This is a genomic window from Streptomyces cinerochromogenes, from assembly GCF_014648635.1.
Taxonomy (GTDB): Bacteria; Actinomycetota; Actinomycetes; order Streptomycetales; family Streptomycetaceae; genus Streptomyces; species Streptomyces cinerochromogenes.
On record NZ_BMRM01000001.1, the window covers coordinates 39296 to 63327 of the forward strand.

Consider the following 24032-nt stretch of genomic DNA (forward strand, 5'->3'; position numbering starts at 1 on the left):
GTCCCCTAGCGAAGGTCACTGAAGTCACGCCGTAGTCGATGGGTGGGTTGTGGGGGGTGGCTGTGCGGGGGGCCGGCGGGTCAGCCGCAGCCGCCCGCGTGTCCGTCGTCGGTGGCCGTGCCGATGCCGACCGCGGTCAGCTCGCGCGGTATCCCGGCGGCCGGCTCCTCCTGGGAGCGCAGGTGCTCCACGAACGCGTCGAGCCGGTCGATCCCCCAGAAGCGGCTGTAGCCGTGCACGAAGAACGGGACGCCGAACACACCGTCCTTGCACACGTCGAGGAGGATGCGGATGCCCTCGGCGCGCAGCTCGGGCTGGTCGCTGGCGCGGGACAGGCGCTGCGGGTCGATGCCCAGCTCCCAGCCGATGTCCTCGATGGTGCGCGGGTCGCAGATGTCGCGGCCCTGGCCGAACCTGGCCCGGTACACCGCGTCGATGTAGTCGTGGCCGCGGCCCTGGGCGGCGGCCACGAGGTAGCCCAGGTGCGGGACCTCCCACACCGGGTCGCGGTCGACCGGCCAGGTGACCTTGATCCCGCGGGCCTTGGTGAGGCGGCCGATGTCCTGGAGGACGTAGCGGTTCTTCTCGCGGGACATCTCCGAGTACGGGAACCGGCCGCCCTGCTCCTCCATGAGCCGGGCGCTCAGCGGGTCGGGCTCGAAGAACGGCACCCATTCGAGGCGCTCGGCGAGGTCCCGGTGCTCGCTCATCACCGTGCGGTAGGCGAGCCACGAGTAGGGGCTGCGCAGGGAGAAGTAGAACCGCGGCGTCTTGTTCTTGGGCATGGTGGTGCCCCTTTCCGGTCGGACGGCTTTCCGGTCGGACGGCTTTCCGGTCAGACGACGAGGCCGCCGTCGACTCCGAATACCTGTCCTGTGATGTACGAGGCGCGGTCGGACGCGAGGAAGGCCACCAGGTCGGCGACCTCCTCGGGGCGGCCGAGGCGGCCGAGCGGGATCCGCTCGGTCATCTTCCTGACGTGGTCGTCGGCGAGGCCGGAGAGCATGTCGGTGTCGATGAAGCCGGGCGCCACCGCGTTGGCGCGGATGCCGTAGCGGCCGGACTCCTTGGCGAGTGCCTTGGTGAAGCCGATGATCCCGGCCTTGGTCGCCGAGTAGTTGGCCTGCGTGGCGTTGCCGTAGACACCGGCCACCGAGGACAGGGTGACCACCGAGCCGGACCTGCGCTTCATCATGGCGAACACGCCGGCCTTGCAGAGGTTGTAGGTGCCGTCGAGGTTGACCCGCAGTACGGCGTCCCAGTCGGCCGGCGCGAGCATGACCAGCGGGTTGTCCCGCACGATGCCCGCGCAGGACACCACGGTGCGCAGCGGGCCGAGTTCGCGCTGGGCGGCCTTGACGAAGTCGTGCACGGCGTCGTGGTCGGCGACATCGGTGCGCGCGGCGTACACCCGGGCGCCCGCGGCGCCGGCCTCCTCGGCGACGGCGTCGGCGGCCTCCTTGTTGGACTGGAAGCAGAACGCCACGTCGTAGCCGTCGCGGGCGAGCCGGGTCACCACGTGGCGGCCGATACCGCGCGAGCCGCCGCTGACGAGGGCGACGGGCCGGTCGGTTGCGGACATGCTGGTCTCTCCTGAGGGCTCTGGGGTGGGTGTCGGCCGCTTCGGCGGCCGGTCCGCGTGGCTCACACGCCGGTGAAGACGGCGCAGCCGACCTGGCCGTCCGGCTCGACACCGGTCACCAGGGCCGCCTCGCCGGGGCCGAGGCCCTGCCCGCCGGCCGCGGCGAGCACGGCGGCCAGCTGGAGCGCGGTGGCCGCGGCGGAGGTGTCGCCGAGGTGCTCGCGCAGCCGGATCCAGGCGGGGTCGGCGCCGGGCAGGGCGTCGGTGACGGCCTGCTCCTCCTCGGCGGCCGGTTTTCCGCCGCCGCCGAGCGGGGCCACGAACCGCACGGACCCGGGCGCCACGCCCGCGGCGTCCAGGGTGCTGCGGACGCAGGCGGTGAGGGCGTCGCGGATGCCGTCGGGTTCCCGGTAGGCGCGGAAGCGGGTGCCCGCGATCCGGGCCAGGACGGTGCGGCCGGCCGCGGTGGCGTCCTCGGCCGGCTCGACCAGGAACACGGCCGCGCCCTCGCCGAGCGGGGTCCGGCGCTCCTCCTCGGCCCGCCCGTGCCACTCCAGCCAGGCACGCTGGGTGGAGAACTCCTCGGCGGCCCCGCACAGCACACGGGTGCAGTGGCCGCCGCGGTGCAGGCGCAGCGCGTAGCTGAGGGCGAGCAGACCGGTCAGCGCGCCGCCCGCGACCGTGGTGTTGGGGCCTTTGATCCGGTGCCAGATGGCGCTCTGCCCGGCGGCCCGGTTCATCACGGTGTTCGGGAAGCGGGCGGGCTCCACGTGGTACGGGCGCTCCCCGGACAGGGAGTCCTTGGTGAAGTCCATGATGCTCTGGACGCTGCCGGAGCCGGTGCCGAGGACCAGGGCGGTCTGCTCGGGACGGGCCTGGAGTTCCCCGGCGATGGCGCCGACGAGGCCGCCGACGGCGGTGACGGCGAGCGCGGTCACCCGGTCCATGGTCCGGGTGCCCTTCTTGCCGACGTACTTCGCGGCGCTGAAGTCCGGTACCAGGGCGGCCTGTCCGAAGGGCACGGGGTAGGTGTCGTGGTCGAGGGCGGCGATCGCGTCGCGCCCCTCGGCGAGCCCCTCCCGCAGCGGGGCGTTGCCCACGCCGTAGGGGGAGATCGCCGACCAGGCGGAGATGACGAGGGACGACGGCATCACACGGCCTCCTTCAGGGGCTCCGGGCGGGCGGTGCGCCGTGTGCGGTTCATCCGGCCGAGGATCAGCACGGCGTTGTTGCCCGCGAAGGCGAGCGCGTTGTTCTGCACGACGTTCAGCTCGGCGGGGCGGGCCTCGTTCGGTACGCAGTCCAGGCCGCACTCGGGGTCCGTCTCGCGGTGGTTGACCGTCGGCGGGATGAAGCCCTCGGTGAGGGCGAGGGCGCAGGCCGCCGCGGCGAGGGCGCTGGCCGCGCCCATGGAGTGGCCGATCATCGACTTGATGGAGACGGTGGGCGGCGGGGTGTCGAAGACCTGCCGGATGGCTCCGGCCTCCGTCACGTCGTTGGCCCGGGTGCCGGTGCCGTGCGCGGAGATGAAGTCGATGTCCTCCTGCGCCACCCCGGCGTTGCGGTGGGCGACCTCCATGCACCGGGCGAGGCTGTCCTGGTCGGGGGCCACCGGGTGGTGGGCGTCGCAGTTGAGGCCGTAACCGAGCACCTCGGCGTAGATCCGCGCCCCGCGGGCGAGGGCGGACTCCAGGCTTTCGAGGAGGAGGACGCCCGCGCCCTCGCCGGTGAGGATGCCCTTGCGGTCGATGTCGAAGGGCTGGCAGACCTCGGGGGCGATGGTGCCCAGGCGGTAGAAGCCGGTGAAGGTCTTGCGGCAGACGGCGTCGGCGCCGCCGCACAGCGCGGCCTCCACCTCGCCGTACCGGATGGCGTCGAAGCCGCTGCCGATCGCGTAGTTGCCGGCCGCGCAGGCGGTCGGGATGGTGAGGGCCTCGACATCGACCAGGCCGAGTTCCCGGACGATGCCGCTGGACAGCCGCCCGGCCTGCGCCCGGCGGGCCACGCCGGGCGACAACCGCTCGGGTCCTTCGGCGAGTTGGGTGCCGACCAGGGTGTCGAGGTCGCGCGACTCGGCGTCGGTGGTGCCGACCGAGACCAGCACCCTGCGCTCGCGCAGTTCCCGCGCGGTCAGGCCGGCGTCGGCGACGGCCATGTTGGCCGCCGCGACGGAGAACTGGGTGGCCCGGCCCAGTTCCCGGGGGTCGACGTGGTGGATCCAGTCGCCCGGCGCGAAGTCGGCCACCTCGCAGGCGTTGGCGTGCGCGAAGCCGGTCGTGTCGAAGGCCGTGAGGGGCTTGACCCCGCTGCGGCCGGACTTCAGCCCGTCCAGGAAGGCCGGGGCTCCGAGCCCGATGCTGGTGACCGTGCCGAGGCCGGTGATGACCACTCGGCGTGGCTGCTGCTCGTCGTCGTGCACCATGCGCTCCCGTCGCATCCGTGGGGCGGCGGTGGCTAGTTGGCCCGAGCGGACTGGGCGGCGACGGCCTCGCCGACCACGGTCACGACGCCGTCCAGGTTGACCATGCGGGACAGCTCGGCCTGGTCGATGTCGGTGCCGAAGGCCCGCTCCAGCTGGGAGAGGATCTCGATGGCGCCCATCGAGTCCGCCTCGTGGTCCTCCTTGAAGCGGCTGGTGTCGGTCATGTCCTCCGGCTCGATCTCCAGGATGTCGCAGATGATGCCCTTGATCCTGGCTCGGTCCCCGGCGTTCAGTTCGTGTGTTGTCGTCATGTCAACGATGCTGGCCGATGCCGCTGACCGTTCACTGACGAGTCGCTGACACCTGCCGCCAGGCTCTGCCCCAAGGTCTCAGGAGGCGGCGGATCCGGTGAGGAACGGCTGGAGTTCGGGGAGTTCGGCGCGGTGCTCGACGAGCCAGCGCCAGTATCCGGGGATCGTGCGGGCGTAGCCGCAGTAGTAGTCGCGCACCGCGTGCACGAGCCGGCGCAGGGTCTCCTCGGTGACCGCGCCGCGCCGCCACACCAGCTGCATCTCGACCAGCTCGGTGTCGGCCAGCGGGGTCAGCCGTATGTCGGGGGTGGCTCCGGAGGGGGTGGCCAGGGCCGCGGCCCCGCTGCCGGCCACCCAGGTCATCGCCTCGCGCTGGGTGTTGACGTGGTGCAGCACCCGGGCGGTACCGGGCCGGCCGGGCCCGGCGAGCAGCCGCTCCTCGACGGTGTGCAGCCAGTGTTCCCGCGAGTAGCGCACCCAGGTGTCCTCGGCGCGCCCCGGGTCCGCGGGCAGCGCGAGCCAGACGGGTTCGCGCACCACCGTCACGCTGCCGAGGGCGGGTTCGGCGGGATCGGGTGCGGGGGCGGACAGCCGGGCGGGGCCCGGTACCAGGGCCACGGAGAGCGTGCCGCGGCGCACGCCCGCCACCGCGGCGTCGGGCGAGAGGGTCTCGGTCAGCACGGCGGTGCCGGGCAGCACGCTCTGCAGGGCGTCGCCGAGGGTGGGCGGGGTCCATTCGGTGTTGCCCAGGCGCAGGTGGCCGGCGGTGGCCCGGCCGGCCTGGGCGTTGATCTCGTCGGCCCGTCGTACGAGGTCGCCGAGGAGCGGGATCAGGCGCTCGCCCAGCGGGGTCGGGGTGACACCGCTGCGGGAGCGCTCGAAGAGTTCACCGCCGAGGGCCCGTTCGATGCGTCTGAGCTGGGCGGTGAGGCTCGGCTGGGGAAGGCTGAGTTCGTTCGCGCCGCGGGAGATGCTTCCGGCTTCACTTATCGTGACGACGATCCGCGCATGCCTCAATTCGATGTCCATGAGCCGCCTCAATGTTTCGGAGCAGGCAAACGGAATCCGCCCGCCCGGGGCCTGACCGGATGATCAGGTCCCGGACGGACGGAATGTCCACTGCCGTTCCACGGTAACCCCGCGGCAGCGGACGGCAACCCTCCTCTTGGGGTTTCCCCCTACTTCCCCAGTCCGCCCTCAGTGCCCCTTCAGACCTTATTCAGGCCTTATTCAGTGACCCTTCAGCGGTCCTTCAGTCGTCCTTCAGCCATCCTTCAGTCGTCCCTCAGTATTTCTCCAGTCGCTTTTCAGTTGTTCTCCGGTAATGCCTCGGCGATGTCCGTGTTAATCCCTCAGCGGTGGGCGAGAACCTGCCGCGGTTCGCCGAGCATGTCGTCCTGCTGCAGAATCGCCTGATAGGCGTGGTGCAGCGCACGGCCCGGTTCCAGCCCCATTTCGTCGGCGAGCCTGCGGCGGGCGCGGTGGAACACGTCGAGGGCCTCGGCCTGCCGTCCCGCGTGGTAGAGCGCCAGCATCAGCAGTTCGGTGAGCCGCTCCCGTTCGGGGTGTTCGGCGGCCGTCCCGCGCAGTTCCGGCAGCGAGATCCGGTGCGGGTCCACCGCGAGCCGCGCCGTGGTCAGGTCCTCGTACACGGTGATGCGCCGTTCCTCCAGATCGGCCGCGGCGATACGCACCCGCAGGCCGTCGTGGGCGTCCATCAGGGCGAGTCCGCGCCACAGGGACAGGGCCTCCTCCAGCGCTACGGCGGCCAGCGCCGGGTCGCTCGCCACCAGGTCGGCGCCGCTGCGCGCCAGCTCCCGGAAGCGGTGGGCGTCCACCCGGTCGGCGGGGACACCGAGCTGGTACCCCCCGCCCACGGTGCGGATCAGCTCGTCGCCGCGCCGGCCGGTGATCGATTCCAGGTACCTGCGCAGCCGGCCGACGCTCGCCTGCAGCGCGTTGCGGGCGTTGGCGAGCGTGCGGCCCGCCCACAGCTCGTCCTCCAGCTGGTCCGCCGGGATCGTGCGTCCCGGCGAGAGCGCGAGCAGCGCGAGGATCGCCGTCAGACGCTTCGACCCCACCGCGTGCTGTCGATTGCCGTACCGCACGGAAACCGAACCGAGAACCTGTATGTCCATGAGCAACGCCCCCGTAACTCGTCGGTTGGAGGGCCTAAATATCACCCGTGTCCACCGGTCAGGGGAAATACCATCCGCGTCGCCCATGAGCGTCCGCATGGTATGGGGGCCCCTTGCCGGGGCGCGCGGCACGCGGGCATAATGCCGAATGCCGCTGACGGTCCGCTGACGCCGACCGGATTCCGGCCATCGAACCGACGCACCATGCGTTTTTCAGCCGTGGCTTAACGACCTGTTGTGCCCCGGTGCCGATTCCTAGGCTCCTGCCATGTCCGGAAGTCGGTCAACGAACAGGAGTCACCCCATGCTCAACAGACTGGTCATTGTCGGCGGCGGAACAGCGGGCTGGATGACGGCCTCGTACTTCAAGGCCGCCTTCGGTGACCGCATCGACATCACGCTGGTGGAGTCCGGCAATGTCGGCGCGGTCGGCGTCGGCGAGGCGACGTTCAGTGACATCCGGCACTTCTTCGAGTTCCTCGGGCTCAAGGAGAAGGACTGGATGCCGGCGTGCAACGCGACGTACAAGCTGGCGGTCCGGTTCGAGAACTGGCGCGAGGAGGGCCACTACTTCTACCACCCGTTCGAGCAGATGCGGTCGGTCAACGGCTTCCCGCTGGCGGACTGGTGGCTGAAGACGGGTCCGACGGACCGGTTCGACAAGGACTGCTTCGTCATGCCGTCCGTCATCGACGCCGGGCTCAGCCCGCGCCACCTGGACGGCTCGCTGATCGACCAGCCCTTCGACGAGGGCGCGGACGAGATGCAGGGCCTGACGATGTCCGAGCACCAGGGCAAGACGCAGTTCCCCTACGCCTACCAGTTCGAGGCGGCGCTGCTCGCCAAGTACCTGACGACCTACGCGGTCGAGCGCGGCGTGAAGCACATCACGGACGACGTGAAGAAGGTCAACCTGGACGAGCGCGGCTGGATCTCCACGGTCACCACGGCCGAGCACGGTGACATCGAGGGCGACCTGTTCGTGGACTGCACCGGGTTCCGCGGTCTGCTCCTGAACCAGGCGCTGGGCACCCCGTTCGTCTCCTACGCGGACACCCTGCCCAACGACAGCGCGGTGGCGCTGCAGGTCCCGATGGACATGCAGTCCCGCGGCATCCTGCCCTGCACCACGGCCACCGCCCAGGAGGCGGGCTGGATCTGGACGATCCCGCTGATGGGCCGGATCGGCACCGGCTACGTGTACGCCAAGGACTACCTGTCCCCGGAGGAGGCCGAGCGCACGCTGCGCGAGTTCGTGGGCCCGGCCGCGGCGGACGTGGAGGCCAACCACATCAAGATGCGCATCGGCCGCAGCGAGAACTCCTGGGTGAACAACTGCGTCGCGATCGGCCTGTCCAGCGGCTTCGTGGAGCCCCTGGAGTCCACCGGCATCTTCTTCATCCACCACGCCATCGAACAACTCGCCAAGAACTTCCCCGACGAGTCCTGGAACCCGGTCCAGCGCCGGCTGTACAACGACTCGGTCGCCCACGTCATGGACGGCATACGGGAGTTCCTCGTCCTGCACTACGTCTCCGCGAAGCGCAACGACACGCAGTACTGGCGCGACGCGAAGACCCGCCGGGTGCCGGACGAGCTGGCGGCCCGCATCGAGAAGTGGAAGACCCAGCTTCCCGACTCGGAGACGATCTACCCCTACTACCACGGCCTGCCGCCGTACTCGTACATGTGCGTCCTGCTCGGCATGGGCGGCATCGAGGTGCAGGCCTCACCGGCCCTCGCCCTCGCCGACCCGGGCGCGGCGGAGCGGGAGTTCGCCGCCATCCGCGACAAGACACGCCGGCTGACCGAGACGCTGCCGAAGGCGTACGACTACTTCGCCGCGCAAGCCTGACCGCCCGACGCCCGAAAGGTCCCGCGCGATGGACTTCCTCCAGCTCCTGGGCCGTGCCGGGCACCTGGTGGCGCTGCTCGCCGTCGTCCTGCTGCTCGCCCGCGCGGGCCGTGCGGCGGCGCGGCGGCTGCGCCAGCCCGAGGTGATCGGTGAGATCGTGGTGGGTCTTCTCGCCGGACCCGCCGTGCTCCACCTGCTCGGTCGGGACACGTTCGACGCGGTGCTGCCCGGTTCCGTCCTCGACGCGCTCAAGCTGGTCGCCAAGGCCGGGCTCGTGCTGTTCCTCGTCGGGCTCGCCCACGAACTGCGGGCCGGTTCCGGCGTCGACCGGCGCTCCACCCTCTGGGTGGCGGCCGGAGCGCTGGTCCCGCCCCTGGTCACGGGCACCCTGCTCGCCGGTTTCGTCCTGCTCCAGGACGACCCGGCGGTGCGCGGGGACGCCCCGCTGCCCGCGTTCGTGCTGATGGTCGCCGTCACGATGTCGATCACGGCCGTGCCCGTGCTGGCCCGGATCCTGGCCGACCGCGGCCTGAGCGCCACGCCGGCCGGCCGGCTCGCCCTGGCGGCGGCCGTCGCCGTCGACTCGGTGGGCTGGCTGCTGTGCATGCTGGCGATCGGCCTGGGCTCCGGGAGCGCGACGGGCTTCCTGCACTCGGTGCTCGCCCTGGGCTTCGGTGCGGCGGGGGCGCTCGCCGTGCGGTACGGCGTCCGCGTCCCGGTGGCGGGGCGGGCCTGTGCCCGCCGTCCGCGGACGGCCGCCGTGGTGCTCGGGGCGGTGGCTCTGGCCGTGGCGCTGACCGTGGAGCACCTCGGCATGACGGCGATCCTCGGTGCCGCCCTCGTGGGCTTCGCGATACCGGCGGGTGACGACAGCCCGTGGGAACCGGCCGTCGCCCGGCTGACGCGGACCGGGCGGGCGCTCGTGCCCGCGTTCTTCGTCGTCACCGGGATCACCGTCCTGGGCGAGGCCTTCTCGAAGGTCTCCTGGGCCCTGATCGCGGTGACCGTCGTGCTCGCCTCCGCGGGCAAGGGGATCGGCGGCTACCTGGGCGCGCGTCTGGGCGGGCGGCCGCGCGGGGACTCCCGCCGGATCGCGGTGCTGATGAACGCGCGCGGACTCACCGAACTGATCGTGCTCCAGGCCGGGTTGAGCGCGGGAATCCTCACCGCTCCCCTGGTGCTCGCGCTGACCCTGATGGCGGTGGCCACCACCGCCGCGACGGGTCCGCTGCTCGGTCTCCTCGACCGCGGCACGAGCGCCCCCGAGCCTGCTCCCGCCGTCGAACCGGTCGCCGCGGCGACAGAAAGCAGTACCCGATGACCGAGTCCACCATCCGGACGACAGCGGCCACGGCCGCCCTGTGCGACGGCTTCCGCTCGATGATGAGCGGCTTCCCCACCGGGGTCGCCGTGATCGCCGCGGAGGACCTCGACGGCACCCCGTGGGGGATGACGTGCTCGTCGGTGTGCAGCGTCGCACTCGACCCGCCGACCCTCCTGGTGTGCCTCAGGGACGGCAGCCCCACGCTCCGGGCCGTCCTCGCCTCCGGCGAGTTCACCGTGAACCTGCTGCACGAGGACGCCCAGGGCGTCGCCGAACTGTTCGCCTCCGGGGACCCCGAGCGTTTCCGGGTCACCCCCTGGGAGCGGACCGCCGACGGCGCCGGACCGCACCTCCCCCGGGACGCGCACACGATCGCGGACTGCACGGTGGCCCTGACCCAGCGGATGGGCGACCACGTGACCGTCTACGGACGTGTGCGGGACATCCGCCGGCCGAGCGCGCGGCCCCCGCTCCTGTACGGGCTGCGGCGGTTCGCCGCCTGGCCCGTGACCCCCTGACCACCGGGTGCGGGGCGCGTCACCGCCGCGGTGGCGCGCCCCGCGCCCCCGACCCCAGCCACCCCTTTTCACGGCCAAAGGACAGCCCATGATCGGGACACAGGACCCGCCTGCCCAGCCGGTCGTCCGGCTCGACTCCGTCAGCAGACTCTACGGCGGATCGAAGAACCGGGTGACCGCACTCGACAACGTCAGCATCAGCCTGGAGAGGGGCACGTTCACCGCCGTCATGGGCCCCTCCGGCTCGGGCAAATCCACGTTCCTGCACTGCGCCGCCGGCCTCGACCGGCCGTCCTCCGGCTCCGTGCACCTGGACGGGGTGGACATCGGCTCGCTCCGGGAGAAGGCCCTGACCACGTTCCGCCGCGAGCGCATCGGTTTCGTCTTCCAGGCGTTCAACCTGCTGCCGGCGCTGAGCGTGGTGGACAACGTGACCCTTCCGCTGCGCCTCGCGGGCGCCCGCCCGAAGAAGGCCGTGGTCGACCAGGTCCTGGAGCAGGTCGGGCTGTCCGGCAAGCGGCGCAGCCGCCCCGGTGAGCTGTCCGGCGGCCAGCAGCAGCGCGTCGCCCTCGCGCGGGCGCTCGTCACGAAACCCGCGGTGATCTTCGGTGACGAGCCGACGGGCGCCCTGGACACCCGTACCGCCGCCGAGGTCCTCACCCTGCTGCGGCAGTCGGTGGACGTCGTCGGCCAGACCATCGTGATGGTCACGCACGACCCGGTGGCCGCCGCGTACGCGGACCGGGTCGTCTTCCTCGCCGACGGCCGGCTCATCGGCGCGCTGGAGCGGCCGACCGTGGAGCAGATCACCGAGCAGATGCAGAAGCTGGGCACGTGGGGCGACCCGCTCGCGATCCGGCAGACCGGGCACGAGGTGAGCCGGTGATCAGGATCGCGCTGCGCACCCTGCGCTTCCACAAGGGCGGCTTCCTCGCCTCGTTCCTGGCCCTGTTCGCCGGTGCCGTCATCGTCATCGGGTCCGGCGGCCTCCTGGAGACCGGCATCCACAGCGCGGCCCCGCCGCACCGGCTGGCCGCCGCACCGGTCGTCGTCACCGGCGACCAGAACTACCGGCACACGCGGCAGGAGCTGGTCTTCCCCGAGCGGCTCCGCATGGACGCCGCGCTGGCGGACCGGATCGCGAAGGTCCCCGGCGTCGGCTCGGCGGTCCAGGACATCTCGTTCCCGGCGGCGCTCGCCCGGGGCGGCACGGTCACCGGCCACGGCTGGTCCTCCGCGAAGCTCTCCCCGTACCGGCTCACCGACGGCACGGCGCCCACCACGGACGGCCGGATCGTCCTCGGCAGGGCGCTCGCGGAGCGCGCGGGCGTGCGGACCGGCGAGCGGATCCGGCTCCTCGTCCACGGCACCGAGCACGGCTACCGGGTCTCGGGCCTGGCCGCCGGCCCCGACGACGGCACGGACGTCTTCCTCAAGGACGCCGAGGCCGCCACCGTCGCGGGCCTCGTCGGCAGGACCGACACCATCGGCGTCTTCCCGGCCTCCGGCGCCGACCCGCGGAAGGTCGCCGCCGCCGTCCGCGAGGCCGTCGGGGACGCCCAGGTCACCGTGCTGACCGGGGACGACCGCGGCCGCGCCGAGAACCCGGACGTGGTGTCCGACGGCAGCGACCTGATCCCGCTCGCCGCCGCGTTCGGCGGCCTGTCGGCGATGGTCACGATCTTCGTGGTGGCGAGCACCCTCGGTCTCTCCATCCAGCAGCGGCAGCGCGAGATGGCCCTGCTGCGCACAATCGGTTCCACGCCCGGGCAGCTGCGCCGGCTCATCCTCGGCGAGACCCTCGTCCTCGCGGTCGTCGCCACCGGCCTCGCGGTGATCCCGGGACCCCGGTTCGGGCACTGGCTCCTGGACGCGTTCGCGGACGCGGGCGTCGTACCCGACGCGATCGCGTACCGGGCCGGATCCGTCCCCGTGATCGCGGGTGTCGGTACGGCGCTGCTCACCGCGGTCGGCTCGGCCTACATCGCGGCGCAGTCCGCGGCACGGACCCGGCCGACCGAGGCGCTGGCCGAGGCCACGCTGCAACGCCGGTGGTTCAGCGCGTTCCGGCTGGTCGTCGGGGTGCTGTGCCTGGTCGGGGGCGCCGCCCTCGCCTGGGGCACCTCGCGTTCGGCGGGGCCCGACGCGGCCGGTGTCGCCACTCCGGCGGCGATGGTGTGGGCGGCGGCGTTCGGGCTGCTCGGTCCCGTCGTCGTACGCGGCATCGTCGCCGTGCTGCGCCGTCCCGTCGGCAAGGTGTCCGGACTCGCCGGTGAGCTGGCCGCGCACAACGCGCGGGCGCGCACCGCCCGGCTCGCCTCCGCCGTGATGCCGGTCATGCTGGCGAGCGGCCTGGCCATCGGCCTGATGTACATGCAGACGACCCAGTCCGAGGGCGCCCAGAAGGCGTTCGACGACAACCTGCGCGCGGATGTCGTCGTGACGTCGGCCTCCGGCGGACTGCCGCTCGGCCTCGTCGACACCGTCCGCAGGCAGCCGGGCGTGGCGGCGGCGTCCGCGCAGATCCCCACGACCGGCTACATCGAGCCGGACCGGCCGATGCGGCCGGCCGACGGTGAGGACAAGGGGCCGCAGCCCACCGAGCTGTCCCTGCAGGGCGTCACCCCCCAGGGCCTGGACCGGACGACGGCGTACCGCGCCGTGAGCGGCAGCCTCACCGCCCTGGACGGCGACTCCGTCGCCCTTCCCGCCCGGTACGCCGAGGACCGCCGGCTCGGCGACCTGGTGCCCATGCGCCTCGGCGACGGTACCCAGGTCAGGCTGAGGCTGGTCGCCACCGTCGACGGGCGGCGCGGGTACGAGACCGCGCTCGTCCCGGCGTCGGTGCTGCTCGGGCACACCGACGGCGGACTCGTCCCGCAGATCATGGTGCGCGCCGCCGCCGGTACGACCCCGGCCCAGCTGACCGAGAACCTGTCACGGCTGGAGCGGCAGCAGCCCGGTCTGCGGGTGAGCGGGACGGAGGTGCTGACCGCGGCGCGGGCGAAGGCGGACGACACGCAGGCGTGGATGGCGTACCTGGTCCTCGGTGTCGTCGTCGGCTACGCGACGCTCGCCCTGATCAACACGCAGGTCCTCGCGACGACCGAGCGGCGCAAGGAGTTCATGCTCCAGCGGCTCGTCGGGGCCACGCGCCGGCAGGTCCTGCAGATGATGACCGTGGAGGCGTCCCTGGTGGCGCTGGCCGGCATCGTCCTCGGCCTCCTGGTCGCCGTGGCCACGCTGGTGCCGCTGAGCATGAGTGTCCTCGGCACCGCGCTGCCCGGCGGCTCCCCGTGGATCCTCGTCGTGGTGCTGGCCGGGGCGGCGGCGCTGACCCTGGCGACGACCCTGCTGGCGGCGGGGGCGGTGCTGCGGGGACGGCCCGGGGACATGGCGGGCATCAAGGAGTGACCCGGACCCCCTCCGCACGACAGCGGCGCCCGGCACGGATCTCCGTGCCGGGCGCCGCTTGCCGGCGGGCCGGGGTCCCTCAGGCCGCCGAGGTCCCTCAGGCCGCCGGGGTCGTGCGTGCCGTCAGGTCGACCACCGGGTGCGGGTCCCGGTGCCGTACCACCGCGCCCGCCGCACGGCGGCGGGCCGGGACGCGTACGGCGGTGGGGGCCGCCGGGCGCGGGGACATGCCCTTGAGGAGGGCCACGCCGAGCGGGGTCAGGGTGTGCAGCACCATGTTGCGGATGCGGCGGGTCGTGATGAGGCCCGCCCGGCGCAGTACCGCGGTGTGCTGGCTGGCGCCCGCCGCCGAGATGCCGAGCCGGTCCGCGAGCTGACTGGTCGTGCAGCTGCTGCGCAGGGCGTGCAGCGCGGCGGCCCGCGTCTGTCCGACGAGCGCGCCGAGCGACTGCCCGCTGTCGTCGGGTTCGTCCCACAGCCCGGCGGCCTGGTGGGTGTCCGGCGGCGCGGCGAACGCCAGCACGACCGGGCCGTTCTCGGCGCGCCGGCGGGTGATCCGGCCCGGCCGGTGGGCCAGGAACACGGACGGGGCCAGGACCAGGCCGCGGCCGTCGAGGCTGACGTCCTCGTCCGGGCCGTCCGCGATCTCCAGTACCGGGGACCGCCAGGTGATCTTCGAGTGGAGGGTGGCCAGGAGCAGCTCGACGCCGCCGGCCATCAGCACGCGGCCACGGGCCTCGCACTCCGCCTCCAGGTAGTGCAGCAGCTGCTCCCAGTAGGGGGCCACGGCGGCCCGCCACACCAGGGACAGGTCGCCGGCCGCGGGATGGAGGAGCGGCCCGGGCGCCGTCCGGGCGGCGGGCGCCTCGGTGCTGACGCTGCGGGCGCTGCGCTCGATGAGGTCGAGCAGCCCGTCGAGACCGGGCGCGGCGCTGCCGCCGCTGAGCGGCAGCGGCCACTGGGTGAGCCGCTCCCCGACCTGGCTGCGCCAGCGGGCGTACGGCGCGCTGACGCCGCGCCCGAGCAGCCCGTACGCGAAGGCGCTCTCCACGACCGGGCCGGCACTCGTGCGCAGCCGGACCCGGGCGAAATCGGCAGGGGTGAAGTGGATGCGTTGCATGGGAAAGCCCCCGTGGATGTGCTGCTGGCGTCGGTCGCCGTACGGCGACCGGACGTACGGCGACCGACCGCCGTACGCCTAGACCGACTTGCCGGTGAGAGAGACGAACACGTCGTCCAGAGTGGGCCTGCGCAGCGCGAAGTCGGCGACCGTGACGTCCGCCTGCCGCAGCGCGGCCGCGGCGGCCTCGATGCTCTCCATGCCGTCGCTCAGCACGATCGACACGGTGCCGTCGTCGGCGTCCACGGAGGGCTCACCGGGGGCGACCCGGCGCAGCGCCTCGGCGGCCCGGGCCACGCTGTCCGGCCGGGTGAGGGACACCTCCAGCCGCTCCTCCCCCGCCTTGCGCTTCAGCTCCTCGGGGGTGCCCTCGGCGATGACGCGGCCGGTGTCGATGACCGCGATCCGGTCGGCGAGGACGTCGGCCTCCTCCAGGTACTGGGTGGTCAGCAGCACGGTCACACCGTCGGCCACCAACTCCCGCACCGCGTCCCACAGTTGCGAGCGGCTGACCGGATCGAGGCCCGTGGTCGGCTCGTCGAGGAAGAGGACCGACGGGGTGGCCACCAGGCAGGCGGCCAGGTCGAGGCGGCGCCGCATGCCGCCCGAGTAGGTGCGCGCCGGGCGGTCGGCGGCGGCGGTCAGCTCGAACCGGTCGAGCAGCTCGGCCGCCCGGGCGCGCGCGGCCCGGCGTCCCAGATGGTTCAGGGTGCCGATGAGGGCGAGGTTCTCCCGCCCGGTGAGCATGTCGTCCACCGCGGCGTACTGCCCGGCCAGCCCGATGCGCCGCCGTACCTCGGCCGGCTCGCGCACCACGTCGTACCCGGCCACCCGGGCCCGGCCGCCGTCGGGTGCGAGCAGGGTCGAGAGCATCCTGACGGTGGTCGTCTTGCCCGCCCCGTTCGGGCCGAGCAGGCCGAGCACGGTGCCCGGGGCCACCGCCAGATCGACTCCGCCGGACGCCTGCCGCCGGTCGTACCGCTTGTACAGGCCCTCGGCCTCGATCGCCCATTCCACCGCTGTCACCGCCGCTCCCTCGCCCCGCCCCGGCCGGACCCGTCAGGCGGCCGGGGCGTCGGCGGACGGACCGCGCAGGCTGCGCGGGCGCAGGTCGGTCCAGTGCTCCTCCACATACGCGAGCGCCTTGTCGCGGGAGGTCTCGTCCAGGGCCACCGTCCAGCCGGCGGGGCGCTCCGCGAAGGCCGGCCACAGGGAGTGCTGGCCCTCGTCGTTGACCAGCACCAGGAAGGTTCCGTCCGGATCGTCAAAGGGGTTCGCCACGTCGCACGCTCCAGGTCGTGTCCGATTCGATCGCCCGTTCGTTTCGTCCGGGCATCTCAAGGATCCCGACCGGCGCTGACGGATCACTGACCACTCGCTGACGGCGCCGGAGCGGACTCACCCCCGCACGAGCGAACGGGTCGCCGCCACATCGCACTTGCCGTTGGCGTTCACGACGATCTCCGGCACCGTGTGCACGGCCTCCGGCACCAGGGCCGAGGGCAGCACCGAGGCGAGCGCGGCGCGGACCGTGCCGGCCAGGTCGCCGGCGCCGCCCGCCGCGACGGGCCGTACGAACAGCTCCAGCGTGTCGACGGGGCCGCGCACGATGTCGAAGGCGGCGTCCGCGACGCCCGGCACGGACAGCACGTGGTGGCGGAGTTCGCCGAGTTCGATCCGGTGGCCGTTCACCTTCAACTGGTCGTCGGCGCGCCCCAGATGGAGGAGCGTGCCGTCGGGGCGCAGCTCCACCACGTCGCCGGTGCGGTAGGCGCGCCCGGCCGGCCCGCCCAGCTCGGCCTCGTCGATGAAACGGTTCCCCGACCGCTTCGGGTCGAGATAGCCGGCGGCGACCGCCCGCCCGGCGATCACCAGTTCACCGGGGCCGCCGGCCGGCACCGGACGCAGCTGTTCGTCCACGACGTACGCCCGGGTGTTCCAGGCGGGCCGGCCGATCGGCACGGTGGGCGTCGAGGGCAGCGCCGTACGGTCGAAGCGGAACGCGCAGCAGCCGATGGTGGTCTCGGTCGGGCCGTAGTGGTTGACGAGGCGCACCCCGTCGAGGCGGTCGCCCAGGGAGGCGATGAGCGCCGGGTCGAGCCCCTCGCCCCCGAACATGAGCAGCCGCGTCACCCGGTCGTAGCGGGGCGGCTCGGCGAGGACGTCGAAGAAACGGGCGTGCGAGGGCGTCATCTTCACGAAGGTGTACGGGTCGTCCGGGCGCTCGCCGAACAGCGTCCGCTGGTCCCACAGCCCGGCGACGGTCACGACGGTGCGCCCCTGGGCGAGCGGCACCCACAGCGAGGTCATCGCCAGGTCGAAGCCGAGGCTGCCGAACAGCGGGCTGCCCATGCCCTCGGAGCCGACCAGGTCACCGCACCAGGAGACGTAGTTGGCGAGGGAGGCGTGCGGCACCTGGACACCCTTGGGCGTACCGGTCGAACCGGAGGTGAACACGACGTACGCGATGTCCTCCGGGCCCGGCAGGGCGTCCCCCCGACCGGGCGCGTCGACGTCCGGGAGGGCGGCGATGTCGACGTACGGCATCGACGCCGGCGCGGCCAGGTCCTCGGTCCCGCCGGGGCCGGAGTGCAGCAGCGCGGCGGGGGCCGCCCCCGCGAGCACGGCGGCGGTACGGTCGCCCGGGTGCTCGGGGTCTATGGGTACGTACGCCGCGCCCAGCGCCATCACGGCGAGGGCGCCCACCACGGTGTCCGGGGTACGGCCGGCCAGGAGCGCCACCCGGTCCCCCGCCCCGACCCCGGCCTCGTCCAGGGCAGCCGCGACGACGAGGGCTCTGCGCCACAACTCCCGGTACGTGAGCCGCTTCTGGGTCGAGCGCACCGCGAGGGCGTCGGGCCGGGTCCGCGCGTGCCGGAGGATCATGTGGACGACGGACGCCTCCGCGACGGGGCGCACCGCGCCGGACACAGAGCTGGGATGCGGGACGTGGGCCATGGCTGCTCCTGGGACGGCGACGGGAGGGACGGGCGGGGACGATCCGGGAGGGGACCGGCGGGGACGGGCGGGTCGGGACCGGCGGGGACGGGACCGGCGGGGACGGGCGGCGGCATCGGTGGGGAGGAACAGAGGGGCAGAACGGGTGGGGACGAACGGGGCGGCGCGGACGGGGCGGCGCGGACGGGCGCGGACTTCCGGGCGACGCCAGCGTAAAAACCGCGGTACCGCCCTCACCACGCCCTTAAGCCCCCGCCGAAACTCACCGGTCAGTCGCACCGGCGAAGGCGACCGCGACGAGGAGCCCGTCCCGGGCGACCCAGCGACCGTCGAAGTCACGGCCGTCGCCGCGGCCCTCGGCAAAGTCCAGGTCTCGGCCTTCCCCGGGCCCCTCGGCGGTGACGACGGTGGCGCGGAACGTCCGCCCGGCCCCGCCGAACGCGACCACCACGTCCCGGAAGCCCAGTTCGCGCCGGGTCCGGGGAAACCACGCCTTGAACACGGCTTCCTTCGCGCAGAACAACAGCCGGTCCCAGCAGGCGACGTGAGGGTGCTCCGCCTGCAAGAAGGCGATCCGTTCGCGCTCCTCCGGCCGTGAGACCGTGCGCAGCACCCCCTCGCGCAACGGGAGTGACGGCTCGGCGTCCACGCCCAGGGCCCGTACGTCGCGCCGCCACGCCACCACGGCGGCCCGGTACCCACGGCAGTGCGTCATGCTGCCCACGACCCCGGCCGGCCAGCACGGTACGCCCCTCGGGTCCGGGACCAGGGGTACGGGGGCGTGCCCGAGCGTGGTCAGGGCGCGCCGGGCGCAGCCGCGGACCGTGGCGAACTCCCGGCGCCGTCCCTCGCTCACCCCGGCGACCGCGGCCCGCTCCTCGGGGTGCAGGACCTCGTCCGGGGCGTCGGCGCGGGTCTCGGCCCCGACGGCGTACGGCGGCAGCAACTCCTGGACCAGCGGCCGGCGCACCGGGATCACCGGATCCGCAGCACCGCGGCGCCCAGCACCGTGTCCGGATCGGCGAGGTCGAAGGGGAGGTCGAAGTGGTGGCGTCCGGGGACGACGAGATCGGTCACCTCGGTGCCGCCCTCGCGGGCCGCCGCGACGAAGCTGTGGTGCTGTGCGGCGAACGCGTCGGTGTCGTTCTCGGCGAGGGCGACGACGAGCGGGGGCAGGCAGGCAGGCATGCGGAGTTGCGGGCTGCAGTCGCGGGCTTCGCCGGCGTCCATGCCGAGGGCGTCGTTGACGTAGGTGTGCCGCAGGGGTTCCAGGTCGTAGACGCCGCTGAGCAGCGTCGCGGAGGCGAACGTGCCGGGCGCCTGCCGGTCGGCGGCGTCGAGCAGCGCGCTCGCGACGAGGTGGGCCCCGGCGGAGTGGCCGCCGAGGTGAACGGCTCTCGGCCGGATGGGCAGCGGGGCGTGTCCGGTGGCGATGCGGTGCAGCGCGTCGCTGACGGCGGCGGAGATGTCACGCATGCGGTGGCGCGGTGCGAGGCCGTAGCCGAGCGCGGCGAAGGAGATGCCCGCGGCCACGAAGTCCCGGGCGGCGAAGGCGGCTTCGGACTTGCTCAGCTCCTGCCAGTAGCCGCCGTGCACGAAGACGAAGAGCGGGGCGCCCGGGTCGGCGGCCGGGAACAGGTCGAGCCGCTGCTCGGGCCGGGGACCGCAGGGCAGGTCCAGGTGGACGGTCAGCTCGGCGCGGGCCCGGGCGCTGTCGGTGGCGTACCGGGTGAGGTGGACGCCGAGGTCGGTGACGCGCGAGCTGGGCGAGTAGGCGCGGTCGAGGTCGGTGCGGTCGAGCCCCTTACGGGCGGTGCGGGGGGCGGCGGGGTCGGGGGCGGCGGTGCCGGGGGCTGCGTCGGCGGGCGTTGCGGTGCCGGAGGCGACGGTGCCGGGGGTTGCGTCGGCGGGCGTTGCGGTGCCGGGGTTCGCGGCACCGGGAGTCGCGTCGACGGCGGTCACGACAGGGGGGTCCAGACCTCGGGCAGGGCCCTGCGCAGGGCGGCGCGCCACAGGTAGGCGGCGCCTTCGGACCCGGCGGTTCCGGCGGCGGTGCCGAGGTAGCGCTCGGCGAGTGCGCCGTGCCGGGCCCGCCAGACGGCCGTGGTCTCGTCGAACTCCAGGAGGGCGAGGCGCACCCGCTCGACGGCGGCGCGGTCCGCGCAGGTGCCGGCGAACTCCCGGTAGGCCGCCGCGACCGAGCGCTCCTCCAGCCGGGCGAGCAGCCGGGCCCGGTCCTGCTCGGTGAATCCGGCGGTGGTCAGGTAGCGGGTGTCGCGCAGGCCGCAGAGGAACTCGATCTCACGCCACTGCGCGGACTGGAACCCGCTGGCGTCGCCGAGGGCGGTCCTGATGTCCTGGAAGGCGGCCGGGGTGAGGGTCGCCAGCACGTCGAAGTGCCCGGTCAGCACGGACATGATCCGGGGCAGCGGGGCGGCCCGGCGTACGGCCAGGTCCGCGTCGCCCGCGTCGAGCGCCGCGCGCACCTCCTCCAGGTGGCGCGTGACGACGGCGAAGAGGATCTCGCAGGACTGGTGCGTGGCCATGAAGAGGACGTGGTCCACGTCGTCGTCGTGGACGCGGGCGGCGCTCAACAGCTCGTCGAGCCGGAGCACCTGGCCGTAGGGCGGGGCTGTGGTCACGGCATTCACGGGGGCCTTCTTCCTCGCGTGTTCCTCGCGTGCGAAGCCCGGGGAGGGAACGCGGACAGGGCGGGTGGGGTGGTCCCGCGAGCGTAGCCACGGGGCCGCCCCCCGATCACCGTGATCAAGCGGAGCCTTAAAGGACCACCTGGGAACGCCCGATGTTCCGGCCGCATGAATTCTTCATCTCGCAGTGATGACACCGGCACTGGGCGCAGTTGCGCCAACTTCGCAGAATCGTTCCCAGGAACACCGCGGAGCACGACGAGCAACGGCAGAACACCCGAACCACCCTCTCGCCAGCACTTCTCACCAGCACCTCTCACCACCGGGAACGACTTACCAGTAGGGACAAGACTGTCATGAACATGCTTTCCTCCGGGATCCAGTTGAAGGCCGCCGGCGCCGACGGCGCCGTTCCCTCCCGCCCCGCCCGGGCCGCCCTCGTGATCGAGGACCTCGACTCGGCGGCGGACCACGCGGTCGCGCTCTCCACGTTCTGCATCCAGGCCGAGGCCGCCGTCCCGGCCCCCGCGCGGAGAGCGGGACGGCTCGACGCATGACGCCCCCCGAAGGACGGACGGACCGGTCAGGACGGACCGACCGGTCCCCCGTGCTCGCCGCGGGGGACGGAGTCCTGGTGGGCTTCAAGGGCCATCTGCGCCCCACGGTCCTGCCGGACGACGCCACCTACCTGGTGTCACGCCGCGGCGTGACCGCACTGCACGGCCCCCAGGCCGAGGTCCTCGTACCGCTCCTCGACGGCTCGCGCAGCCCGCGCGCCGTGCTCAGCGAGGCCGCCCCGGTCCTCGGCGACGAGGACGCCGAGGCGGCGCTGCGCGCCCTGGACGGTGCGGGCCTGCTGCGCTGGAGCGCTCCCGGGCAGCAGCACACGGACCCGGCGGCCGAGGCCTACTGGGACCTGATCGGCCTGGACGGCGTCCGCGCCGCGACCGCCCTCGCGGGCGCCACCGTCGCGGTCGAGGCGCTGCCCGGCGTGTCCCAGGCGGCCGTGATCGAGGCCTGCCGCGCCGAGGGGATCGCCCTCGCCCCGCCCGGAGGCGACGCCGACCTGTCCCTCGTCCTGTGCGACGACTACCTGGCGCCGCAGCTCGCCGCCGTGGACGCGGCGCACCGCGCCTCCGGGCGGCCCTGGCTGCTGGCCGCGCTGTGCGGCGCGGACCCCTGGGTCGGCCCGGTGTTCCGGCCCGCGGACGCCGACAGCCCCTGCTGGCACTGTCTTTCCGTACGGCTGCGCGGGCACCGCCGGTCCGAGGTGCCGGTACAGCGGGCCCTCGGGCTCGACGGGCCGCTGCCCCGCCCCGTCGCGTCCCTGGCCACCGGCCGCACCCTGGCCGCCGGCCTGGCCGTCCTGGAGACGGCGAAGTGGCTGGCCGGGGTGCGCGATCCGGAGCAGGGCCACATCCGCACGCTGGACACGGCCCGGCTGCGTACCGCCTCCCATCCGGTGAGCCGGCGTCCCCAGTGCCCCGAGTGCGGGGACCCCGGCCTGGTCGCCCGGCAGGTGCGCGCCCCGTTCCGGCCCGCCCCACGCCCCAAGGCGGTCACCGACGGCAGCGGCCACCGGGCGCTGACGGCCCGGCAGATGCTCGACCGGTACGGCCACCTGGTGAACCCGGTGACCGGTGTCGTCAAGGAGATCAGACCGGCGGGCGGCTGCCCCGACTTCGTGACCTCCTACGTCTCCGGCCACAACCTGGCGATGGGGTCCGCGACGCTCGCCGGACTGCGCTCCGGGCTGCGCGCGCTCAGCGGCGGCAAGGGCCTGACCGAGACGGAGGCCCGTACCAGTGCCCTGTGCGAGGCGGTCGAGCGCTACAGCGGGACCCGGCACGGCGACGAACCGGTGATACGGGCCTCGTACCGCGATCTCGGCCCGGTGGCCGTGCACCCGAACGACTGCCAGCTGTACGCGGGGCGCCAGTTCGCCGAGCGGGAGCGCTGGAACGCGGCGCACTCCCGATTCCAGCACGTCAGCGCCCCTTTTGACGAGAGACGGCCGACCGACTGGACCCCCGTCTGGTCCCTGACCCAGCAGACCCGGCGCCTGCTGCCCACGTCCCTGCTCTATTTCGGAGGTGCCGGGAGCGCACCGGAGCACGGTGACGACGGCCTGTGGGCCGACTCCAACGGCAACGCCGCCGGCAGCAGCCCCGAGGACGCGCTCCTGCAGGGCTTCCTCGAACTGGTCGAGCGGGACGCGGTCGCCCTGTGGTGGTACAACCGCACCCGCCAGCCCGCGGTCGACCTGGACGCCTTCGACGAGCCGTACGTGGACCGGCTGCGCGACGGGTACCACCGCGTCCGCCGGGACCTCTGGGTCCTCGACCTGACCTCGGACTTCGGCATCCCGGTCATGGCGGCGCTGTCCCGCCGCCGCGACAAGCCGGCCCAGGACGTCATCTTCGGCTTCGGCGCCCACTTCGACCCGCGGATCGCCCTGCGCCGCGCCCTCACCGAGATGGGCCAGCTCCTCCCCGCGGTCTGCGACGCACGCCCCGACGGCTCCGGCTACCGCGTCCACGACCCCGAACCACACCACTGGTGGCAGCACGCCACGGCGGCCAACCAGCCCTACCTGACCCCCGACCCCCGGACGGCACCGCGCACCCCCGCCCACTGGCACACCCCGCACCGCCCCGACCTCCTGGACGACGTCCACGCGGTCACCGACCTGGTCCGCGCCAAGGGCCTGGAACTCCTGGTCCTCGACCAGCGCCGCCCCGACCTGGACCTGCCGGTGGTGAAGGTGATCGTCCCGGGCCTACGCCACTTCTGGTCCCGCTTCGCCCCCGGCCGCCTCTTCGACGTACCGGTGACCCTGGGCCGCCTCACGGAACCGACGGCGTACGAGGACCTGAATCCGGTGCCGTTGTTCGTGTGACGCCGGCACCGGCCGTGGGCGGGACGAGGGGCGGACGAGTCGGGCCGCACGCCGGGCGGGACGGCGCTCGCACCGGCGCCCACGGAGGCCGGTGACCCGGGCGACGGGCACGTGTTCATGAACGGGGCGACGCTGGAAGAGGCCGTGCACGCCCTCGCCCAGGCGGTGGAGAACACCTCCGGTGGACCCGTGCCGGAGGACCGGGACGCCTGGCACCGCTCACGCGTCCATGCCGCGCTGGAGGCGGCTTCGGACCTCGCGTGCCAGGCGCAGGTCACCGTCGACTCGCCCCAGCTCGACCCGGTGCCACGGTCGACAGCCGCCCACGCCCTCCTCGCCGGCGCCGTCTTCCAGCTCCGGCAGGGCCGCTCCGCCCGCCGCTTCTGGGACTACGAGCGGAACCGCTGACGGCCCCGCACAGGGCTGTCAGCTGGGCCCGGACCGGGCTCGAACCGGCCTCCCAGGGGCCTCGGATTCCCGGGCTGACGGCGCGGCTGCACACCATGCAGGCGCGTGCGCTGGCGGTCGGGGCTCAGCGCACCCCGGCCGCCCACGCGCTGGAGGCCGCACACCGCGACCTCGGGGCTTCACCCGCTGCTGATCACCCGTGGCTGAGCCCGTTCGACGCCGCCGCGCCGGCCAGCGAGTCCGCTCTGATCCGGTCCCTGGGACGACCAGCTCGCGTTCATCTTCGAGGGCGGCACCCTGGACGAGGGGCGGTCGCTGTACCTCCGCGACGGCGCGCCCCTCACGTGAGGATGCGTGTCGCCCAGATCCGGCGCCCGAGGCATGGCTGCTTGAGTCGGTGTGTACCAGGGGCCGGATAGACCCGCCCCTACGCGG

The 24032-nt window shown here is 73.5% G+C and carries 22 protein-coding genes; 8 read left to right on the top strand and 14 right to left on the bottom strand.

Annotated elements, in window-relative coordinates; all coding sequences use genetic code 11:
• Positions 1-80: 80 nt before the first annotated feature.
• The 7 genes from IEZ20_RS00125 to IEZ20_RS00155 form a co-directional block, all read right to left on the bottom strand.
• Positions 81-785, bottom strand: coding sequence for a 2-hydroxychromene-2-carboxylate isomerase (locus IEZ20_RS00125; RefSeq protein ID WP_189293977.1), 705 nt, complete (start codon positions 783-785; stop codon positions 81-83).
• A gap of 50 nt (positions 786-835) precedes the next feature.
• Positions 836-1582, bottom strand: coding sequence for a 3-oxoacyl-ACP reductase FabG (fabG, locus tag IEZ20_RS00130; protein WP_189293978.1), 747 nt, complete (start codon positions 1580-1582; stop codon positions 836-838).
• 62 nt (positions 1583-1644) lie between these two features.
• Entirely contained in the window at positions 1645-2733 is a 1089-nt protein-coding gene (locus IEZ20_RS00135; protein ID WP_189293979.1) for a beta-ketoacyl synthase N-terminal-like domain-containing protein, read from the bottom strand.
• Entirely contained in the window at positions 2733-4004 is a 1272-nt protein-coding gene (locus IEZ20_RS00140; protein ID WP_189293980.1) for a beta-ketoacyl-[acyl-carrier-protein] synthase family protein, read from the bottom strand. The genes IEZ20_RS00135 and IEZ20_RS00140 overlap by 1 nt, the downstream gene beginning before the upstream one ends.
• 32 nt (positions 4005-4036) lie before the next feature.
• The gene (locus IEZ20_RS00145; RefSeq protein ID WP_189293981.1) at positions 4037-4315 is read right to left on the bottom strand and encodes an acyl carrier protein; all 279 of its coding nucleotides are present in this window, start codon (positions 4313-4315) and stop codon (positions 4037-4039) included.
• A gap of 78 nt (positions 4316-4393) precedes the next feature.
• Positions 4394-5344 (bottom strand): LysR family transcriptional regulator, encoded by a 951-nt coding sequence (locus IEZ20_RS00150; RefSeq protein WP_189293982.1) that lies wholly within the window; start codon positions 5342-5344, stop codon positions 4394-4396.
• Between the two features lie 323 nt (positions 5345-5667).
• Positions 5668-6453 carry an AfsR/SARP family transcriptional regulator gene (locus tag IEZ20_RS00155; protein ID WP_189293983.1) on the bottom strand — a complete coding sequence of 262 codons (786 nt, stop codon included), beginning with the start codon at positions 6451-6453 and terminating at the stop codon, positions 5668-5670.
• Between the two features lie 304 nt (positions 6454-6757).
• Here IEZ20_RS00155 and IEZ20_RS00160 point away from each other — a divergent pair, with 304 nt between their 5' ends.
• From IEZ20_RS00160 to IEZ20_RS00180, 5 genes are all read left to right on the top strand, one after another.
• The gene (locus IEZ20_RS00160) at positions 6758-8308 is read left to right on the top strand and encodes a tryptophan halogenase family protein (RefSeq protein WP_189293984.1); all 1551 of its coding nucleotides are present in this window, start codon (positions 6758-6760) and stop codon (positions 8306-8308) included.
• Positions 8309-8336: 28 nt separating this feature from the next.
• Complete coding sequence (locus IEZ20_RS00165; RefSeq protein WP_189293985.1) at positions 8337-9629, top strand: cation:proton antiporter; 1293 nt, start codon at positions 8337-8339, stop codon at positions 9627-9629.
• The gene (locus IEZ20_RS00170; protein ID WP_189293986.1) at positions 9626-10150 is read left to right on the top strand and encodes a flavin reductase family protein; all 525 of its coding nucleotides are present in this window, start codon (positions 9626-9628) and stop codon (positions 10148-10150) included. Before IEZ20_RS00165 ends, IEZ20_RS00170 begins: the two co-directional genes overlap by 4 nt.
• 88 nt (positions 10151-10238) lie before the next feature.
• A complete protein-coding gene (locus tag IEZ20_RS00175; protein ID WP_189293987.1) occupies positions 10239-11036 on the top strand; it encodes an ABC transporter ATP-binding protein in 798 nt (265 codons plus the stop codon).
• Entirely contained in the window at positions 11033-13564 is a 2532-nt protein-coding gene (locus IEZ20_RS00180) for an ABC transporter permease (RefSeq protein WP_189293988.1), read from the top strand. The genes IEZ20_RS00175 and IEZ20_RS00180 overlap by 4 nt, the downstream gene beginning before the upstream one ends.
• A 97-nt stretch (positions 13565-13661) precedes the next feature.
• Here IEZ20_RS00180 and IEZ20_RS00185 read toward each other — a convergent pair whose 3' ends face one another.
• The 7 genes from IEZ20_RS00185 to IEZ20_RS00215 form a co-directional block, all read right to left on the bottom strand.
• A complete protein-coding gene (locus tag IEZ20_RS00185) occupies positions 13662-14684 on the bottom strand; it encodes an ArsR/SmtB family transcription factor (RefSeq protein ID WP_189293989.1) in 1023 nt (340 codons plus the stop codon).
• Between the two features lie 78 nt (positions 14685-14762).
• On the bottom strand, positions 14763-15701 hold the full coding sequence (locus IEZ20_RS00190; protein ID WP_189294607.1) for an ATP-binding cassette domain-containing protein: 939 nt from the start codon (positions 15699-15701) through the stop codon (positions 14763-14765).
• Positions 15702-15743: 42 nt separating this feature from the next.
• Positions 15744-15965 (bottom strand): MbtH family protein, encoded by a 222-nt coding sequence (locus tag IEZ20_RS00195; protein ID WP_189293990.1) that lies wholly within the window; start codon positions 15963-15965, stop codon positions 15744-15746.
• Positions 15966-16082: 117 nt separating this feature from the next.
• On the bottom strand, positions 16083-17642 hold the full coding sequence (locus IEZ20_RS00200; RefSeq protein ID WP_189293991.1) for an amino acid adenylation domain-containing protein: 1560 nt from the start codon (positions 17640-17642) through the stop codon (positions 16083-16085).
• Positions 17643-17904: 262 nt separating this feature from the next.
• Positions 17905-18612, bottom strand: coding sequence for a 4'-phosphopantetheinyl transferase family protein (locus tag IEZ20_RS00205; RefSeq protein WP_229895816.1), 708 nt, complete (start codon positions 18610-18612; stop codon positions 17905-17907).
• Between the two features lie 5 nt (positions 18613-18617).
• Positions 18618-19604, bottom strand: a complete 987-nt coding sequence (locus IEZ20_RS00210) for an alpha/beta hydrolase (protein WP_229895817.1) — start codon at positions 19602-19604, stop codon at positions 18618-18620.
• Positions 19601-20284, bottom strand: a complete 684-nt coding sequence (locus IEZ20_RS00215) for a tryptophan 2,3-dioxygenase family protein (RefSeq protein WP_229895818.1) — start codon at positions 20282-20284, stop codon at positions 19601-19603. Before IEZ20_RS00215 ends, IEZ20_RS00210 begins: the two co-directional genes overlap by 4 nt.
• Before the next feature lie 362 nt (positions 20285-20646).
• Between IEZ20_RS00215 and IEZ20_RS00220 the strand changes: the two genes are divergently transcribed.
• From IEZ20_RS00220 to IEZ20_RS00230, 3 genes are all read left to right on the top strand, one after another.
• Positions 20647-20847 (top strand): hypothetical protein, encoded by a 201-nt coding sequence (locus IEZ20_RS00220; protein WP_229895819.1) that lies wholly within the window; start codon positions 20647-20649, stop codon positions 20845-20847.
• Complete coding sequence (locus IEZ20_RS00225) at positions 20844-23189, top strand: TOMM precursor leader peptide-binding protein (protein WP_189293992.1); 2346 nt, start codon at positions 20844-20846, stop codon at positions 23187-23189. Before IEZ20_RS00220 ends, IEZ20_RS00225 begins: the two co-directional genes overlap by 4 nt.
• Positions 23190-23306: 117 nt before the next feature.
• The gene (locus IEZ20_RS00230; RefSeq protein WP_189293993.1) at positions 23307-23597 is read left to right on the top strand and encodes a hypothetical protein; all 291 of its coding nucleotides are present in this window, start codon (positions 23307-23309) and stop codon (positions 23595-23597) included.
• The last annotated feature ends 435 nt before the right edge of the window (positions 23598-24032 follow it).

Excerpts from the sequence above, each read along its gene's own strand:
- IEZ20_RS00125 (WP_189293977.1), bottom strand. The coding sequence starts at position 785 with ATGCCCAAGAACAAGACGCCGCGGTTCTACTTCTCCCTGCGCAGCCCC.
- fabG (WP_189293978.1), bottom strand. The coding sequence starts at position 1,582 with ATGTCCGCAACCGACCGGCCCGTCGCCCTCGTCAGCGGCGGCTCGCGC.
- IEZ20_RS00135 (WP_189293979.1), bottom strand. The coding sequence starts at position 2,733 with ATGCCGTCGTCCCTCGTCATCTCCGCCTGGTCGGCGATCTCCCCCTAC.
- IEZ20_RS00140 (WP_189293980.1), bottom strand. The coding sequence starts at position 4,004 with ATGGTGCACGACGACGAGCAGCAGCCACGCCGAGTGGTCATCACCGGC.
- IEZ20_RS00145 (WP_189293981.1), bottom strand. The coding sequence starts at position 4,315 with ATGACGACAACACACGAACTGAACGCCGGGGACCGAGCCAGGATCAAG.
- IEZ20_RS00150 (WP_189293982.1), bottom strand. The coding sequence starts at position 5,344 with ATGGACATCGAATTGAGGCATGCGCGGATCGTCGTCACGATAAGTGAA.
- IEZ20_RS00155 (WP_189293983.1), bottom strand. The coding sequence starts at position 6,453 with ATGGACATACAGGTTCTCGGTTCGGTTTCCGTGCGGTACGGCAATCGA.
- IEZ20_RS00160 (WP_189293984.1), top strand. The coding sequence starts at position 6,758 with ATGCTCAACAGACTGGTCATTGTCGGCGGCGGAACAGCGGGCTGGATG.
- IEZ20_RS00165 (WP_189293985.1), top strand. The coding sequence starts at position 8,337 with ATGGACTTCCTCCAGCTCCTGGGCCGTGCCGGGCACCTGGTGGCGCTG.
- IEZ20_RS00170 (WP_189293986.1), top strand. The coding sequence starts at position 9,626 with ATGACCGAGTCCACCATCCGGACGACAGCGGCCACGGCCGCCCTGTGC.
- IEZ20_RS00175 (WP_189293987.1), top strand. The coding sequence starts at position 10,239 with ATGATCGGGACACAGGACCCGCCTGCCCAGCCGGTCGTCCGGCTCGAC.
- IEZ20_RS00185 (WP_189293989.1), bottom strand. The coding sequence starts at position 14,684 with ATGCAACGCATCCACTTCACCCCTGCCGATTTCGCCCGGGTCCGGCTG.
- IEZ20_RS00200 (WP_189293991.1), bottom strand. The coding sequence starts at position 17,642 with ATGGCCCACGTCCCGCATCCCAGCTCTGTGTCCGGCGCGGTGCGCCCC.
- IEZ20_RS00220 (WP_229895819.1), top strand. The coding sequence starts at position 20,647 with ATGAACATGCTTTCCTCCGGGATCCAGTTGAAGGCCGCCGGCGCCGAC.
- IEZ20_RS00225 (WP_189293992.1), top strand. The coding sequence starts at position 20,844 with ATGACGCCCCCCGAAGGACGGACGGACCGGTCAGGACGGACCGACCGG.
- IEZ20_RS00230 (WP_189293993.1), top strand. The coding sequence starts at position 23,307 with ATGAACGGGGCGACGCTGGAAGAGGCCGTGCACGCCCTCGCCCAGGCG.